At 57.8% G+C, this 15646-nt stretch carries 16 protein-coding genes; 7 read left to right on the plus strand and 9 right to left on the minus strand.

Annotated elements, in window-relative coordinates:
- The first annotated feature begins 5 nt into the window (after positions 1–5).
- The gene (locus BXY66_RS01010) at positions 6–839 is read left to right on the plus strand and encodes a DMT family transporter (protein ID WP_132858328.1); all 834 of its coding nucleotides are present in this window, start codon (positions 6–8) and stop codon (positions 837–839) included.
- Here the strand turns inward: BXY66_RS01010 and BXY66_RS01015 are convergent.
- Positions 823–1278 carry an NUDIX domain-containing protein gene (locus BXY66_RS01015; protein ID WP_132858329.1) on the minus strand — a complete coding sequence of 152 codons (456 nt, stop codon included), beginning with the start codon at positions 1276–1278 and terminating at the stop codon, positions 823–825. The two genes, BXY66_RS01010 and BXY66_RS01015, sit on opposite strands and share 17 nt — an antisense overlap.
- A gap of 79 nt (positions 1279–1357) precedes the next feature.
- Between BXY66_RS01015 and BXY66_RS01020 the strand changes: the two genes are divergently transcribed.
- Genes BXY66_RS01020 through BXY66_RS01030 form a run of 3 tightly spaced genes read left to right on the plus strand, consistent with a single transcriptional unit; the run spans position 1358 to position 3822 of the window.
- Positions 1358–2206 carry an esterase/lipase family protein gene (locus BXY66_RS01020; RefSeq protein WP_132858330.1) on the plus strand — a complete coding sequence of 283 codons (849 nt, stop codon included), beginning with the start codon at positions 1358–1360 and terminating at the stop codon, positions 2204–2206.
- The gene (locus BXY66_RS01025; protein ID WP_132858331.1) at positions 2199–3335 is read left to right on the plus strand and encodes an alpha-D-ribose 1-methylphosphonate 5-triphosphate diphosphatase; all 1137 of its coding nucleotides are present in this window, start codon (positions 2199–2201) and stop codon (positions 3333–3335) included. Before BXY66_RS01020 ends, BXY66_RS01025 begins: the two co-directional genes overlap by 8 nt.
- Before the next feature lie 22 nt (positions 3336–3357).
- On the plus strand, positions 3358–3822 hold the full coding sequence (locus tag BXY66_RS01030) for a GNAT family N-acetyltransferase (RefSeq protein WP_132858332.1): 465 nt from the start codon (positions 3358–3360) through the stop codon (positions 3820–3822).
- On the opposite strand, the gene BXY66_RS01035 is transcribed toward BXY66_RS01030, so the two are convergent.
- From BXY66_RS01035 to BXY66_RS01045, 3 genes are all read right to left on the minus strand, one after another.
- A complete protein-coding gene (locus tag BXY66_RS01035; protein WP_132858333.1) occupies positions 3819–4895 on the minus strand; it encodes a 5-(carboxyamino)imidazole ribonucleotide synthase in 1077 nt (358 codons plus the stop codon). The two genes, BXY66_RS01030 and BXY66_RS01035, sit on opposite strands and share 4 nt — an antisense overlap.
- Positions 4888–5379 (minus strand): 5-(carboxyamino)imidazole ribonucleotide mutase, encoded by a 492-nt coding sequence (purE, locus tag BXY66_RS01040; RefSeq protein ID WP_132858334.1) that lies wholly within the window; start codon positions 5377–5379, stop codon positions 4888–4890. Before purE ends, BXY66_RS01035 begins: the two co-directional genes overlap by 8 nt.
- Before the next feature lie 79 nt (positions 5380–5458).
- Positions 5459–5683, minus strand: coding sequence for a YdcH family protein (locus tag BXY66_RS01045; RefSeq protein ID WP_132858335.1), 225 nt, complete (start codon positions 5681–5683; stop codon positions 5459–5461).
- A 200-nt stretch (positions 5684–5883) separates the two neighbouring features.
- On the opposite strand from BXY66_RS01045, the gene BXY66_RS01050 reads away from it, so the two are divergent.
- The 3 genes from BXY66_RS01050 to BXY66_RS01060 all read left to right on the plus strand — a co-directional run bounded on the left by BXY66_RS01050 (position 5884) and on the right by BXY66_RS01060 (position 7677).
- Positions 5884–6297, plus strand: a complete 414-nt coding sequence (locus BXY66_RS01050; RefSeq protein WP_132858336.1) for an Hsp20 family protein — start codon at positions 5884–5886, stop codon at positions 6295–6297.
- Between the two features lie 4 nt (positions 6298–6301).
- The gene (locus BXY66_RS01055) at positions 6302–6544 is read left to right on the plus strand and encodes a DUF1150 family protein (protein ID WP_132858337.1); all 243 of its coding nucleotides are present in this window, start codon (positions 6302–6304) and stop codon (positions 6542–6544) included.
- Between the two features lie 260 nt (positions 6545–6804).
- Positions 6805–7677 (plus strand): homocysteine S-methyltransferase family protein, encoded by an 873-nt coding sequence (locus tag BXY66_RS01060; protein WP_132860290.1) that lies wholly within the window; start codon positions 6805–6807, stop codon positions 7675–7677.
- Positions 7678–7810: 133 nt separating this feature from the next.
- On the opposite strand, the gene BXY66_RS01065 is transcribed toward BXY66_RS01060, so the two are convergent.
- The 5 genes from BXY66_RS01065 to BXY66_RS01085 all read right to left on the minus strand — a co-directional run bounded on the left by BXY66_RS01065 (position 7811) and on the right by BXY66_RS01085 (position 15646).
- Complete coding sequence (locus BXY66_RS01065) at positions 7811–8167, minus strand: hypothetical protein (RefSeq protein ID WP_132858338.1); 357 nt, start codon at positions 8165–8167, stop codon at positions 7811–7813.
- Positions 8167–10221 (minus strand): hypothetical protein, encoded by a 2055-nt coding sequence (locus BXY66_RS01070; protein ID WP_132858339.1) that lies wholly within the window; start codon positions 10219–10221, stop codon positions 8167–8169. Before BXY66_RS01070 ends, BXY66_RS01065 begins: the two co-directional genes overlap by 1 nt.
- 133 nt (positions 10222–10354) lie before the next feature.
- Positions 10355–12430: a bifunctional sulfate adenylyltransferase/adenylylsulfate kinase gene (locus tag BXY66_RS01075; RefSeq protein WP_132858340.1), complete on the minus strand. Its 2076-nt coding sequence runs from the start codon at positions 12428–12430 to the stop codon at positions 10355–10357.
- 117 nt (positions 12431–12547) lie between these two features.
- Positions 12548–14248, minus strand: a complete 1701-nt coding sequence (locus BXY66_RS01080; protein ID WP_132858341.1) for an adenylate/guanylate cyclase domain-containing protein — start codon at positions 14246–14248, stop codon at positions 12548–12550.
- Between the two features lie 51 nt (positions 14249–14299).
- Positions 14300–15646, minus strand: coding sequence for a cytochrome P450 (locus BXY66_RS01085; protein ID WP_243694262.1), 1347 nt, complete (start codon positions 15644–15646; stop codon positions 14300–14302).

Here is a 15646-nt window from a genome sequence, read left to right on the forward strand (position 1 = left end):
ACTTCATGAGACTACTGCTACTGACTGCCGTTACGATGACCGCCTTTGCGGCCAACTCCGTTCTGAACCGAGCGGGGGTCGCGGTGGCCGGCATGGACCCGCTGGATTTTGGCGTCGTGAGGCTTGTGTCGGGTGCGCTTGCGTTGGCTGCAATCGTGATCTGGCAGCGGCGCGGCTTTGCTCTCGGTGGGTTGGGGCGCGTGACGGCAGTCGCGGGGCTTCTGGCGTATATATTCGGATTTTCAGTGGCTTACCGTGGGTTGGATGCGGGGCTTGGGGCGCTTTTGCTGTTTGGTGTCGTACAGATCACGATGTTTGGCGGTGCCTTGGTTGCGCGTGAACAGGTACCGGCAGCGCGCTGGATCGGTGCCGCTGTGGCGATGGCTGGTCTTGTGTGGCTGTTGTGGCCATCCGATGAGGTGTCTGTGCCTATGGGTGCGGCGCTCGCGATGATGGTCGCCGGCGCAGGCTGGGGTGTCTATTCGCTGCAAGGCCGGTTTGAAGGGGACGCCACGCAAGCCACTGCTATGAACTTCATCTTGGCAGCCCCTGTGGCTTTGGTGGCATGGCTGATTTTGGGGGAAAGTGGACCGATGCCAACCACTGGTATCGCGCTGGCGGTGGTGTCTGGCGTTGTTACCTCCGGACTTGGGTACGCCCTGTGGTATGCCGTTTTGCCGTCGCTCGGTGCGACGCGCGCTGGCGTGGCGCAGTTGAGCGTGCCAGTGATTGCGATGGCGGGCGGAATGGCATTTTTGGCGGAGCCGGTAACATGGCGGTTTGTCGGAGCCGCAGTGTTGGTGATCGTCGGTGTGCTGATCTCTATGCGCCGCGCGTAGGCTTCACCAGAAGTTCGAGCGGGTCATAAAGCGCGGCATTGCTCCATGCCGCCTCTGGCAAAGTGTCGGGTTTGAAGGCAATCCCCGACAGGTCCGCGCGGGAGAAGAAGCGTCTCTGTGTGACCACGCCCTCCGGATCTTTCCAGTCGTCAGTGATTTCTCCGGTGATGATCGTGCAGCGGAAGTAGATATCGACCTGATGGAACTTCAGATCAGGGTCGTGAAACTCGTTGATCAGGCAGGGGGCGCCGACAGAAACGGTCAGGCCGGTTTCCTCGTGGACCTCCCGTATCAGGTTTTCCGTCAGGCTGGCGTGCTTTTCCACGCCGCCTCCGGGTGCACACCAAAGATCGCTTTTCCCATCCGGATAGGCATTTACCAGAAGCAGTTTGTTGTCGCGCAGAATAAGCGCTCGGGCGGCAAGGCGGGGGCTGGGCATGGCGGGTCTTTCCGGCGGGCTTTTGCGTGTCGCAGCGTTTTTCCTTTTGTAATCGCGCGCTATTGCCTATCTCAAGGCCATGACACGGTTTGTTTTGATACTGTCGCTAGTGGCTGGGCTTTGGGCCGCGCCTCAGGCTGCGCGCGCGGAGTGCGTGATCCTGCTACATGGTCTTGCGCGCACCGAGAACAGCTTTTTGCCGATGCAACTCGCACTGGAGCGGTTGGGATATACTGTGGTGCGGCAGGGTTACCCATCGACGAAAGAAGAGATTTCTGTTCTGGCGGAACAGGCCATTCCCGAAGCTGTTGCGCAGTGTGGTGACAAGGGGCTCAATTTTGTGACCCATTCAATGGGTGGTATTCTGACGCGTGTCTGGCTGGAAGAGCACCGCCCTGAAAATCTGAACCGCGTTGTGATGCTCGGGCCACCAAACAAAGGGTCGGAACTTGTCGACGAGATGCGCAAGCTGGAAGCCTTCGAGTTCTTGAATGGTCCGGCAGGGCTGCAACTTGCCACGGACGGGTTGCCTGCGACGTTGCCCCCAGTGGATTTTGAATTGGGCGTTATTGCCGGTGACCGTTCGATCAACCCGCTGTTTTCCGCACTTATCGAAGGTCCAGATGACGGGAAGGTTTCGGTCGAGAGCACCCGCGTGGATGGCATGAAAGACCATATCGTGATGCCGGTCACGCATACGTTCATGATGAACAACCCCATGGTCGTAGTTCAGGTGAAGAATTTTCTGGTCGATGGGGCATTTGACCATGAACTGAATTGGGGTGACGCCGAGAAAACCCTGCGCGAACTGGAGCTGTTTATCGAGGGAGACTGCGACAACGGCGTCTGCCAGGACGTGCCAGGCGGCGAGGATTGGAGCGACCTGTGGAAAGGGATCTGGCGCGGAGACGAGGCTGGCGATGAGTGATTTTCGGCTTGTGGGTGCCGAAGTGCTTCGGGCGGACGGGTTTTCGGACGCGCCACTGTCGATTGCGGATGGTTTGATCGTCGCTGAAGGCGGGCGCGAAGTGGATTTGAACGGCTTTCTCGTTTTGCCCGGTATTGTCGATTTGCATGGCGACGGTTTTGAGCGACATCTCGCGCCACGACGCGGTGCGATTAAGGATCTGGCACCAGGATTGGTGGCGACAGACGCGGAACTTGCCGCGAACGGGATCACCACGGCTGTTTTGGCGCAGTTCTGGAGTTGGGAAGGCGGCATGCGTGGACCTGCGTTCGCCCGACGGTTCCTGTCTGCACTTGATGCGGCTGAAGCGATAGGCACCGACATGTTGGTTCAGTTGCGCCTAGAGACGCATATGCTTGAGGACTACGGAGCTTTTGAGGAGGCCGTGACCGAGCACGATGTGCCTTATGTTGTGTTCAATGACCACCTTCCTCATGCGGCCTTGGCCAAAGGAAAAAGACCTCCACGATTGACGGGGCAGGCGTTGAAGGCCGGGCGCAATCCGGAGGCGCATGAGGCGTTGTTGAAGGCGATGCACGCGCGACGTGACGAGGTGCCGGAAGCCATTACGCGCCTGGCCGGGCGCCTGGCTGCTCGTGGTGTGCGGCTTGGCAGCCATGATGATGCGACACAGTCGGACCGCTTGGATTGGCGCAAGCGTGGCGCGACGATCTCCGAGTTTCCCGAAACGCGCGAAGCCGCGGAAACGGCCCGCTCCGGCGGTGACGCGATTGTTCTTGGAGCTCCGAACGTGGTGCGGGGAAACTCTCACAAAGGCAATGTGAGCGCGGGTGAACTTGTCGAGGAGGGGCTATGTGATGCGCTGGCTTCGGACTATCATTATCCGGCTATGAAGCAGGCAGTACTGCGTCTGGTGTCGGATGGCGTGGTGTCGCTCCAGGATGGCTGGGCACTTGTGTCATCGAAACCGGCGCAGGTACTGGGACTGGTGGATCGTGGCGACCTTGCCATCGGCAAGCGCGCGGACATTGTTGTGATAGAGCCCTCGACCGGGCGCGTTGGGGCGACAATTTCAAGTGGCCGATTCAGTTTTCTGACAGGAGAAGTGGCGACGCGTTTCATTGGGTGATCGACAGGTCGAAGACAGTTTCATGTATGGATTTCACGCTTTGGCCGATGTGCCGCCGCAGCTTTTGCTGAGCCAGATGAACGATCCGCGGGTGGCAGAGCATCTACCACTTTTGCGCGGCGCTTTTGATCATGCGGCACTGGAGAGATTTCTCGACGGTAAAGCCGCGCGATGGAAAGGGGACGGTCTTGGCCACTGGGCAATTTGGCACGAGGGGAAGTTTCTCGGCTGGGGTGGCTTTGAGAAAGACGGGGATGTTTGGGATTTTGGTCTGGTGCTTGTACCGGAAGCCTTTGGTCATGGGGGCGCTATCGCGCGCCAGATGGTGGCTTTTGCGCAGAAGGACAAACGGATCGATACAATTCAATTTTTGCTCGCGCCAACACGTCGCAGTGTGAAGGCTCTGGAGCGCATGGGGGCGGTAGAAACGGAAAAGGCCCGCCACGATGGGCAGACCTTTCGTCGGTTTCTTCTAAATGTTTCCTAGGACGTTTTGGGGGTAACGCGGTTCACGTGCCCCATTTTGCGGCCCGCTTTGGTTTCCGATTTTCCGTATAGGTGCAGCGCCGCAGCAGGTTCGGCCAGCAGATCGGGGAGGCGCTCCATATCATCGCCGATCAGGTTCTCCATGATCACGTCGTTCACCCGTTGGCCGTCGCCCAGAGGCAGCCCGACCACAGCACGGATATGCTGTTCGAACTGGTCGATGGTGCAACCGTTTTGGGTCCAGTGGCCGGAGTTGTGTACGCGAGGCGCGATCTCGTTGACGATGAGGCCTTGCGAAGTCACGAAAAGTTCGACCCCCATCACTCCGACATAGTCGAGTGCATTCAGGATTTTTCCAGCCAGCAGAACGGCATCCATCCGCTGGCTGCCAGACAGGCGTGCAGGGACAGTTGTCGTGCGCAGAATGCCGCCTTCGTGTACGTTTTCGCCGGGATCGAAGCAGGATACCTGACCGTCGATGGATCGCGCGGCGATGACGCTGACTTCGTGGGAGAATTCCACAAATCCTTCCAGAACAGCAGGGGCGCCGGCCATGTCCGCAAGCGCTGCGCTGGCGTCGGCCTCTGTTTTCAGGCGCGCCTGGCCTTTTCCATCATAGCCGAAGCGGCGTGTTTTCAGGATCGCAGGAGTGCCTACTTCTGCGACAGCCGCGGTCATGCTGTCCGCGTCGTCGACCGTGGCAAAGGGTGCCGTTGTCAGACCGAGGTCTCGCAAGAAAGTTTTTTCGGTCAGCCGGTCCTGAGAGACCCGCAGCGCTTCGCGATTGGGATGGATCGGGCAGTGCTCTTCGAGAATGTCCAGCGCGGAAGTCGGGATGTTTTCGAATTCATAGGTGATGACGTCGACAGATTTGGCGAATTCGCGCAACGCGTCAGCGTCGTCATAACCTTTTTGGAAGTGATAGTTCGCTACGTGGCTGGCGGGGCAGTCGCCGCCAGGTTCAAAAATGCAGGTCTTGTAGCCTAGTCTGGAGGCTGCGACAGACAGCATGCGGCCCAGTTGGCCACCGCCAAGGATGCCAATGGTGGCGCCGGGAGCGAGGGGCTTAGTCATCTTGAGGTTCATCCGGAATGGACGCGGAAAGCGCGTCGCGCCAAGCATCCAGTCGCTCGGCTAGGTCGGCGTCCTGCAGGGCCAGAATGCCGGCTGCCATGAGGCCGGCATTGGCCGCGCCTGCCGCGCCGATGGCCATGGTGGCGACAGGAAAGCCCTTGGGCATCTGCACGATAGAATAGAGACTGTCGACGCCCGACAGGGCGCGGGTTTGAACAGGCACGCCGACCACGGGGATGCGGGTCTTGGATGCCATCATGCCGGGAAGATGGGCGGCGCCGCCTGCTCCGGCGATGATCACCTGCAGGCCGCGACCTGCGGCTTCCTTTCCGTAGGCCCAGAGACGGTCGGGCGTGCGGTGTGCCGAGACGATCTTTTTCTCATAGGAGATGCCGAGTTCTTCAAGGAGAATGGCCGCCTCTTTCATGGTGGGCCAGTCTGACTGGCTGCCCATGATGATGCCGACCTTTGGTGTGTCCGTCATGTCCGCTTCCTGCGTATAAAGTCCCTAGGAATTAAGGCGGGTTATAGCGGGATTCGCGGTTTCTGCAATGCAGAGCAAATCAGGCGATGATATCGGGTGTCAGCCGGTCCTCGATACGCGCGATGATGTCTTTAAGGCGCAGTTTCTGCTTCTTGAGGCGTTGGATTGTCAGCTGATCGTTTTTGCCTCGCTCCACGAGCGCGTGAATCGCATCGTCGAGGTCGCGGTGCTCCTGTTTGAAGACCTCAAGCTCCACCCTCAGCACATCATCGTTCTTCATCGACAGATCGCCGGTGTCGCTCATTTCGGGCATCCTTTTTCTTGGTTTGCCGTAAATATAGTCGCTTGAGGCCTCTGTGCAAAGCGTATGACGCAGACGTTGCTTAATGTGCCATGAACCGCCGATCCCCCTTGCCTCTACTCCGGATGGCCCCCATATTCATCTGAGCGTCGGTTGCCAGAACGGGACGGACGCATGGCTGTCGCTTTGATAAGGACGTGTCGATGAGCAAGCATACTTTGGGGGCCTATCCCCACATGCTCGGGTTTGAACAGCTTGAGCGCCTTCTGGAACGGACCGCAAAGACGGGTAACGAAGGCTATCCGCCATTCAATATCGAACAGACTTCTGATTTTTCGTATCGCATAACTCTGGCTGTAGCCGGTTTTGCGGAAGAAGATCTGAACATCACCGTGGAAGATCGCCAACTGGTGATCCGGGGACGGCAGCATGACGACAGCGAGGGGCGTGTGTTTTTGCATCGCGGAATCGCAGCCCGTCAGTTCCAGCGCAGTTTTGTGTTGGCGGACGGTGTCGAGGTAGGCGAAGCGGCCATGGAGAATGGCCTTTTGCATGTCGACCTGACGCGGGCCAAGCCGGAAACGGTGGTGCAAACAATCCAGATCAAGAAGGGGTAGAGCCATGTACGACGCATATGAATTTGAAGCAGACGAGTTTGCCGGTCACGTGGCAGACCGCATTGTTTATGTGAAGCCGGTAGAAGTGGCTGATCTGCCGGAAGATGTGCAAGAACAGGTCGAAGACACCAAGACGCTTTATGCTGTCCATGATGCGGACGGCGAACGTCTGGCTTTGGTCAAGGAACGCAAGCTGGCTTTCATGCTGGCGCGCGACAATGACTACTCGCCGGTGGCCGTGCACTAGGCGTTGGCCAAAAGAGTGAGTTCAGCCCATCGCGAGGGATTGCGGTGGGCTTTCTTTTTGGAAGGGGGGTGTGTTGTGCGGACAAAGCGCCGTTCCGCGGCGGTTGCACCAGTGGTTGCTTCAGTCGAGGCGCATCAGTGACAAATGACGCAGTCATGATATCGTTGATTGGCGTTTAGAGTAAACGGCCAGAAAATTTGACAGATAATCGTGTTTCATTTCTTCCCGACAAGCCTGAATTGTACCTGACGTACACGGGCATGGAAACTGACTTGATATTCAATCAGGGCCTGGATTTGCCGGGTTTTGCCTCGTTTCCACTGTTGAAAACCACAAAAGGTCGAGACCTCCTCAAAGGGTATATGGAAGACCTGATCGCTTTAGGCCAAGAAACGGATACAGGTGTCATTCTCGAAAGCCCGACATGGGTCGCAAGCCGAGACCGAGGGGCCGCGATTGGATATTCTTTCAGCGAACTCACAAAACTCAATCATGACGCCATCGCTATGATGTCAGCGGTTCGGTCGGACTCTGGTCGTGCCGGGACAGTCATCAGTGCAAATATTGGGCCGCGCGAAGACGCCTATGCCCCTGCCACGCAAATGAATCCGGATCAAGCAGAACGCTATCACGCGGAGCAAATTGCGGTGTTATCAGAAACTGATTTGGATGTGATCAGCGGGTACACTCTTGCCTATTCAAGCGAAGCAATTGGCATGGTCAGGGCGGCCCGTCAGTTCAGCCTTCCAGTGGTCATCTCTTTCACAGTGGGAACTGATGGGCAGTTGCCGACTGGCGAGACGCTGGAGCAAGCCATATCGAAAGTCGATGCCGCAACAGACAGCTATGCAGCCTACTACATGATTAACTGTGCGCATCCTGACCATTTTTCGACGCGTCTGGAAGGTGCTGCCTGGATGTTGCGCGTAAAAGGCATCGTTGCGAATGCCTCGCGTTGTAGTCATGCCGAACTGGACGAAGCCGAGAAGCTCGACGATGGCAATCCGACCGAGTTAGGTGCCCAATTGTCCGATATCAGGCGAAGGTTTCCACATATTCAGGTTTTGGGAGGTTGTTGTGGCACAGATATGCGCCACATGAAGGAGATCGCGACGGCCGCTCGCACATCCTAGGCAGACCTCCGCCGCACTAAAGAACCGGGAAAGTGTAGGCGCAATCCTGACACTTTAGGCAGGGCCAAAATTACGTTTGGGTGTCGTTACGGTGCGGTTTGGTGGGCAAGCCTTGGGGTCAGGGTTTGGCCGCCTACTCCAACTCCAGCGCAAACACACCGTCTGACCAGCCATCCACGATGCAGCGGGAGCGGATGTAGACGGTTTGGGTCCCCTCGGGAATTTTCACGCCGGACTGCGAGCGGGTGAAAGGTTGTTCGTTCACATGCGGGTGGGTGAGGACGCGCGTTGTCAGAACGGTGCCGTCGTTCAGTTCGACCCGCCAACCGTCGGCATAGTGATCCCATCCTGTGTCCGGATGCAGGAGGGTGACGTCAAAGCGCCATGTATCACCTGATTTGCTGGCACGCGCATCCGTGACCTCCGGAGCTTCGGCAAAGACAGGAGCCGCGGATGTCAAAAAGGTCAACAGGGCAAGAACACGGTTCATCAGGTGTCTCCGTTTTCGGATGCGGGAGTGCGTGCGTAGGCGGGCAAGGCATAATGAACAATGCGCGCCAGGATCAATGTGCCAATTGTCGTGACGATGATCCAGCCGAAGTTCAGGCGCATGAAATCCGGCAGGTGCAGGTTCACGCCATGCGAGTTTCCAAGCACGTCACCCAAGTCAAAGTTGGACCACGTCGGTTCTGTGAATGCCAGGACCGCCGCGCAGAGCCAGAGTAGCGCGCCCGTCAACCAGATCAACCGGTGTGCAATGATTTTGCGGCTGGGGCCGAAAACGATAATCAGAGCGCCGGATATTCCGCCAAAATAGGCGGCTTCCCGAAGCGCGGGGACAGGGGAAACCCAGTAGAAGTTGTTGAACAAAGGAGTCGTCAATTGCGCGCCCTGACGGATCGCGTATTCGATCGCAAACGCCGCAAGCGCCAGACGCACCAGGACCGGAACGTGCCGAGCAAAGCGGTCTGTCTGTTTCGCAAGCGGTCGCGCGTCGCTAAGCGAGAGAAAAGCAATGTATCCGCCGAGAACAAAACCCAGTGAATGCCTTGCTGCCACCACCGCGCTGATGCCCCAAGAAGGTATGGATATGCCTCTGGGGATAGCGCCGATTCCCAGATTGATCAGGAAGTAGACGGCCGTAAACAAAAGCGTTGCGGTCAGTCTGCTCCGCAGGTTCGGGGAACTTTCGGTGCCAAAGGTTGGCGCAAAGACCGCGAGATAAACAAACAGCGTGGCTGCCATGACAGCGGCCCAGTAGAGTTTGCCTATGATGTAGTGCGCGGTGTTGTCTGAAAGCACCCTGAATGAGTCGGGCAATGTCGGCAGAAGATGGTAGAATTCGCGCTCGCCCACGGGAATGTCCGCGAGGTTCCATCTCAACCATTCGATCGGCAGCGCGACAAGAAATGCGAGCCAAAAGGCGCGGGATACGAATTTTGTTGCTTTGCTTTTACGGCGTTTCACATACATCAGGCGCGATGCGATGTGGCCCTGAGGTTTGATGCCGTTTGCGTTGGCTGCTGTCTGAACGAGGTTGATCGAGGCGTTCTTGCGAAACGAGAGCAACGCGTAGGACATCAGCATGATGACCGGCAGGAATGCGGCCACAACAAACGGAGTCCAGAGTGTCGGAAAGGAAGATACCTCTTCCACGATGATGACGGGTTCTTCGATTAAGACCGGATCCTCGATGACGATCTCACCTGAGTTTTCCAGGATCACGGGCGGGGACTCGTTTTCCTCCGGGAGGACAATGATCGGTTCGTCTTCAGATTCCGGAACAACTTCGACCACCGAACCTTCGGACTCAGCGCCAGCCGGATCTTCGGACTCGGAAGACTCATTGCTTTCCTTGGGCGGCTCGAAAATCGGAACTTCGTTGAAATTGGACGTGTAGAGCGAAACGCTGAAATAGACCAAGAAGCCGATGAGTGATGCCGAAAAGACAGCTGCGACATCGCTTTGCCGGTTCATGAGGGCTTCCATCGCCGGACGGCGGTCACCGCACCGGCTTAGTATGTCCTCGTTGGCGTGGTCTGAGTGAACGCTGACAGGGTGCGTCAGGCCATATTGGACCGCTGGACTGAGGGAAGCGAAGAGCGTTTTCCCAGCGCCGTCAAGGTGCGGCTCCAGCCGGTGCTGATAACTGTTTCCACCTGCAAATCTTCTGAGGAAAATGATTGGAACCATGATCCAGCTTGCCAGAATCCACCAGTAAACGATTGCAATTATGCGGAAAAACAGGGGGAGCCAGCGGAACTTTCTCACCGGATATGTGAATGCATAGGCAAAGATACTGGCCACATAAAGAAGAGAGTTGTTGCCGGCGTTTTCGGTTACTGAGCCAAGCAGATATGCGCTGAACAGGAAAACGACTCCGACCAGGATGTTGTTGGCGTTTTCGGTCGTCCAGTGGGAGGCAAGGTCGACACCCGGCAGTCTTTCTACTGCGAAAGCCAAAAAGGCGAAGACGATGAAGCCGGAGACAAGTCTGCGAATGATGTGCAGGTTTCCGGTTATGGAGGAAATCAGTTTGTCCATGCGCGTGCTAAAATAGGGATTAAAAAATGTCTGCGTGCAAAGTCCCACTTTAGGACAAAACGGACAAATCACAAAACCGCATGAAAAAAGGCGAGGCAATTGCCCCGCCTTTCCGTACTTGTTTGCGTCGGCTTTAGCCGGAGATCAGGCCCATGCTTTCCAGCTTCAGGATTACCTGATGTGCGCAGTTGTCGACGTCGACGTTTTCAGTCTCGACCGACAGTTCCGGGTTCACGGGCACGTCATAGGGGTCGGAGATACCGGTGAATTCCTTGATCTTGCCTTCGCGTGCGAGCTTGTAGAGGCCTTTGCGGTCGCGACGCTCACATTCCTCGATCGAGGTTGCGACGTGCACTTCAACGAAGGCACCAAAGGCTTCGACGTCCTCGCGCACGGCGCGGCGGGTGGTTGCATAGGGTGCGATCGGGGCACAGATGGCGATACCGCCGTTCTTGGTGATCTCGGACGCAACGTAGCCGATGCGGCGGATGTTGAGGTCACGGTGCTCTTTGGAGAAGCCCAGTTCGCTGGACAGGTTCTTACGCACAATATCGCCATCCAGCAGGGTCACGGGACGACCGCCCATTTCCATCAGCTTTACCATCAGCGCATTGGCGATGGTGGATTTGCCCGAACCGGAGAAACCTGTGAAGAAAACTGTAAAGCCTTGCTTGGAGCGTGGCGGCTTGGTCTTGCGCAGCTCTTTCACCACCTCGGGGAAAGAGAACCATTCTGGAATTTCCAGACCTTCGGCCAGACGGCGGCGCAGTTCAGTGCCGGAGATGTTCAGGATCGTGACATCATCTTTGTCCTTGATCTCGTCCATCGGCTCATACTGGGCGCGTTCCTGAACCCAAACCATATGTTTGAAGTCGACCATTTCGATGCCGATTTCATCCTCATGGGCGCGGAACAGGTCCTGTGCGTCGTAGGGGCCGTAGAAATCTTCGCCGGCGGAGTTTTTGCCGGGGCCGGCGTGGTCGCGGCCTACGATGAAGTGCGTGCAGCCGTGGTTGGCGCGGATCAGGCCGTGCCAGACCGCTTCGCGCGGACCTGCCATGCGCATGGCAAGGTTCAACAGCGACATGGAGGTCGTGGAGGCCGGGTATTTGTCCAGAACCGCTTCGTAGCAGCGCACGCGAGTGAAGTGATCAACGTCGCCAGGCTTGGTCATGCCGACAACAGGGTGAATCAGCAGGTTGGCCTGTGCTTCTTTTGCGGCGCGGAAAGTCAGTTCCTGGTGCGCGCGGTGCAGGGGGTTGCGGGTCTGGAAGGCCACGACCTTGCGCCAGCCCATTTTGCGGAAGTAGGAACGCAGTTCGTTCGGCGTGTCGCGACGACCGCGGAAGTCATAGTGGACCGGTTGCTGGATGCCCGTTACCGGACCGCCGAGATAGACTTTGCCCGCCTGGTTGTGCAGGTAGTTCACAGCAGGGTGCGCGTCATCGTCTGCACCGAAGACTTTTTCCGCTTCGCGCGCTTTGTTCGGAACCCAGTTGTCGGTCACGGTCATGGTGGCGAGAATAACGCCTTCCTGATCGCGCAGAGCGATGTCCTGGCCGTCTTTGATGCTGGCGGCGAACTCTTCGGACACATCAAGGTTGATCGGCATCGGCCACAGCGCGCCGTCAGCAAGGCGCATGTTTTCGACAACGCCGTTGTAGTCTTCTTCAGTCAGGAAGCCTTTGAGCGGGTTGAACCCGCCGTTCATTAGCAGTTCCAGGTCGCAGATCTGCCGCGGGGTCAGGTCCCAGCTTACGAGATCTGCTGCTTCGACTTTGAGCTTCTGTGCGCTTTCATAAGACACGTAGAGCTCGGGGATAGGAGCGAGGTTGTTTTGCATAGGGTGGGTCCTGTGTTTGATTGGAGCAAGGCCACTTGCGGTGCCGGTGAGTTCCGCATGCAGCGCGTTGTATTCTGCGAGTTTCCGGGTAAGGAATTGATCGGTGAGCCGCACTTTCTCGGCTGCGCCGCGACGGGTGAGCGTGTAAGCGAACCGTTGGCGTTTATCGGGTCCGTCACGGTCGCTAATAGAAATCAGGCCCGAGTCGGCAGCGGCCCGAAGTTGTGCGTTCAGACCGCCGAGAGAAATACCAAGCGCCAAGGCCGTCGCTCGCTGGCTGGCACCGGGAGCGGTGTCCAGTTGGCGCAGGAGTCGGAAGAGCAGGTCTTCGTCTTCAGGCGAGGGTTTGGCAACAGTGGCGGTCATCAACAAAACTCAAAGTGTGTTCACGCGTGAACGCAATACACGAAAAATCTCCTTTTGGAAGCTTTTTATGCGTATGCATAGCCACATTGCGCTGGGCGCAAGGCGGTTAATCGCCGATTAAGTTGTTGTTTCTGGTGCCGGGTTGAGCTGTTGACGCAATCTTGCGGCCTGTTTCACGGGCAAGGCGGGCATGGGGTGCGCCACGCCACGCAGTTCCAATTCTACGAACTCAAGGTGAGATGTCTTGTAACCTGCACCTTTGAGCAACTCTTCGGATATCAGTGCTTCAACACCGAGTTCCTTGGTTTTGCCCTCCAGCCGAGACGTTGCGTTCACCGTATCGCCAATAATGGTGCGCGGCGCATTGTCAGCTGCGCCGATCTCGCCCATCACAAGCGTGCCCAGATGCAGCCCCATACCAATGGCAACGGGGGGTGCCTTCTCCGCCTTGAGAGTCTGATTGAACGTGATGAGGGCGGCGCTGATACCCGCAGCGGCATCCAGCGCGGCCTTCGCTGAAGCGGTTTCGTCTTCATGTTCGAAAACAGCGAGCAATCCGTCGCCCAGATACTTGTCTACCGTGCCGCCCGCCCCAGTGATCGATGGCACGATAGCGTCGAAGAAGCGGTTGAGCAGAAAGACTACGTCATAGGGAAGTTGGCCCGTTGTTCGGGCGGTAAAGCTGCGCATATCGAGGAACAGGATCGCCATGCGACGCTCCTGACCGAGGCTCTGATGGGCGCGGGCCTGCCGTCCGTCGCTGCGGAAAACCTGCAGGACGGTGGCAGGGTTCGTGGGTCTGAGTTGACAGGCGAGGCGCGCGTTGGGCGGCGCATTGACGGCAGCAAGGCTTGCGGCCTCTTCCGGGGAAGGCGGATGGAGAAGATCTGCACCCTCTTCAATTATCACGCGGCAGGTGGTGCAGCGTCCGCGTCCACCACATAGCGCCATATGAGGCACGCCGTTGGTGCGCGACATTTCCAGCAGTGTCATGCCGCGCTGACCGCGGATTTCCGGGCCGGACACATATTGAATTGGCACCGCGCCGCGGTTGATGACGTATCGGCGGGTCAGGTGGACAGCGATGGCCAGTACCACCAGGGCGGCAAATCCCATGAGGGTCTGCCCTGTGCGTTCTATCAATAAGGCAAAGGCGTCGGGTGACAGCCAGTTATAGGTCTCGGCGAGGTCCGGAAACACCTCGGGGTCGCTGAGGAGCGCTTTTTGAGCGCGCCCCTGAATCATGAAGCCAGTAAGCGCCCAGGCCGGGATCAAGGTGGCAAGGCTGATCAACAATGGCAGGGAGCTGCGCCACCACGCCTGCGTACGCAGCCAGAAGTGCAGCCCCATGCAGCCGTGGGTCCATGTGATAAGCAGAAGAGCGGCCTGATTCCATCCGCTGGTGGTGTTCCAGATCAGGCCGACAAGATACCCCATACGATCGTTCAGCCCGAACAGTTCGTGGGCCATGCGTGTATGCCAGATGTGTGCGGCGAGCAGGAGCGGAATCAGCACGCCCAAGATGATTTGCAGAGCCTCCCAAGCGGGCATTTTCAAAGTGCGCCGGCGTGCAAGACGATAAAGGGCAAGACCCATGTGGGTGAGCAGTGCGCCGTAGAGCAAGGTGGACCCAAGAGCCGAGCGATGCACGGATTGGCGAACGTCCTGAAAAGACTCCATGATCTCTAAAGAAAAGATGCCCAATCCGATATTGATGAAGTGAAACAGGACGTAAGCAAAAAGAACGAGCCCGGATATCACCCGTGCGCGGGTGCGCCAATTGCCTTTCCAGAGGGAAGAACCAGTAGAAGTTGCCACGATGATGTCCTGTCGCTTTTGCTCAGACAGTGGATGCGACGATCGTGTGGGTCAAGGTGAGGATGGCTGTGCACGTTTGCGCAGAACAACTGGCAGTCCGCCCTTGGGCTGCGGGATCGGTACCCGTGCCCAGTCCACAGGCGTGTCATCGGCCAGCTCTATCCGGTGGGATTTGAGCAGTGCCGCCAGAAAAAGCTTCACTTGCATCGTTGCGAAGTGCAGCCCAATGCATTTGTGCGCGCCACCGCCAAACGGAGCCCATGCATATTTGTGGCTGCGGTCTTCTTCACGTTCGGGGCCAAATCGATCGGGATCGAATTCTTGCGGATTCGTCCAGTGTTCAGGTGACATCATGACAGTACCGGGGGTGGCCGAGACCCATGTGCCAGCGGGGATGATATGATTGCCCCACTGGAAATCGCGCACCGCACGTCGCGGGATCAGAGGGACCGGGGGCAAGAGCCGCAAGCATTCCTTGAACACTAGATCGGCGGCTTGCATCGACGCGAGACGCGCGTCGTCCATCGGGCCTACAGGCAAAGCGTCGACCTCGGCGATGATCTTGTCTTGCCACTCTGGATAGGTTGCCAGCGCCCATGCGACTTTGGTGAGGGCGGACGCTGTTGTGTCATGGGCCGCCATCATCAGGAAATTGAAGTGGTCGACCAATTCCTCCGCGGTCCAAGAATTGCCGTCTTCGTCTGCTGCCAGAACCATCTGCGAAAAGAAGTCGTCGCCCGGGTTGTCCCGGCGTTCGGGTATCATCATTGAGAACTGCTGGGTCAGCATCACCCGCGCAGCCATGCCACGCGCCATTTTGGTGAAGGGGACAGGTTTCCGGATCACCGCTGTTGCCGCAGCGACTTCGGCACGAAAGGCGCTGGAAAGCTGTTCCGCGCGGGGATCGTCAAGGTCCAAGCCCATAAAAACAGCGGCCCCCATGCGGAGGGTCATATCTTTGATCGCGGGAAAAAACTTGAAGGGTGAGTCTGTCTCCCAGTCCTCGAGTAGTATCTCCGTCGCCTCTTCCAGCCGGGCGCGATAGGCATCCAGCACGGGCTTGCGAAAAGCAGCCTGCATGATGCGGCGGTGGGCGCGGTGGTCGTCGAAGTCCCGCAACATCAGTCCGCCAGGAAACAGCGTGTGCAGCATGTCCCAGCCGTCATGCGAGGAGAACAGTTTCTGTGTGTCCCCAAGTATGAATTCAAGCGCGTCTGCACCGCCCAGAGACACCCGCCATTGTCCGAGCACTTTGACCTTGTAGACCGGACCATAAGTGGCCGCAGCGCCCATGTGCAATCCAAGCGGGTCCCGCAGAAGGTCAAGCGTGTGGCCAACCAACGGTGTGAGCGGTGGGTGGGGAATATCGTCGAGATTGAGGGCTGTGGCTTGGGTCAA

The organism is Shimia isoporae (genome assembly GCF_004346865.1).
GTDB classification, from domain to species: domain Bacteria; phylum Pseudomonadota; class Alphaproteobacteria; order Rhodobacterales; family Rhodobacteraceae; genus Shimia; species Shimia isoporae.

Bases quoted from the DNA above. Each gene is read 5' to 3' on its own strand.
- BXY66_RS01020 (WP_132858330.1), top strand. From the start codon at position 1,358: ATGACACGGTTTGTTTTGATACTGTCGCTAGTGGCTGGGCTTTGGGCC.
- BXY66_RS01060 (WP_132860290.1), top strand. From the start codon at position 6,805: ATGGAAACTGACTTGATATTCAATCAGGGCCTGGATTTGCCGGGTTTT.
- purE (WP_132858334.1), bottom strand. From the start codon at position 5,379: ATGACGGACACACCAAAGGTCGGCATCATCATGGGCAGCCAGTCAGAC.
- BXY66_RS01015 (WP_132858329.1), bottom strand. From the start codon at position 1,278: ATGCCCAGCCCCCGCCTTGCCGCCCGAGCGCTTATTCTGCGCGACAAC.
- BXY66_RS01035 (WP_132858333.1), bottom strand. From the start codon at position 4,895: ATGACTAAGCCCCTCGCTCCCGGCGCCACCATTGGCATCCTTGGCGGT.
- BXY66_RS01030 (WP_132858332.1), top strand. From the start codon at position 3,358: ATGTATGGATTTCACGCTTTGGCCGATGTGCCGCCGCAGCTTTTGCTG.
- BXY66_RS01025 (WP_132858331.1), top strand. From the start codon at position 2,199: ATGAGTGATTTTCGGCTTGTGGGTGCCGAAGTGCTTCGGGCGGACGGG.
- BXY66_RS01010 (WP_132858328.1), top strand. From the start codon at position 6: ATGAGACTACTGCTACTGACTGCCGTTACGATGACCGCCTTTGCGGCC.
- BXY66_RS01055 (WP_132858337.1), top strand. From the start codon at position 6,302: ATGTACGACGCATATGAATTTGAAGCAGACGAGTTTGCCGGTCACGTG.
- BXY66_RS01070 (WP_132858339.1), bottom strand. From the start codon at position 10,221: ATGGACAAACTGATTTCCTCCATAACCGGAAACCTGCACATCATTCGC.
- BXY66_RS01075 (WP_132858340.1), bottom strand. From the start codon at position 12,430: ATGACCGCCACTGTTGCCAAACCCTCGCCTGAAGACGAAGACCTGCTC.
- BXY66_RS01050 (WP_132858336.1), top strand. From the start codon at position 5,884: ATGAGCAAGCATACTTTGGGGGCCTATCCCCACATGCTCGGGTTTGAA.
- BXY66_RS01065 (WP_132858338.1), bottom strand. From the start codon at position 8,167: ATGAACCGTGTTCTTGCCCTGTTGACCTTTTTGACATCCGCGGCTCCT.
- BXY66_RS01045 (WP_132858335.1), bottom strand. From the start codon at position 5,683: ATGAGCGACACCGGCGATCTGTCGATGAAGAACGATGATGTGCTGAGG.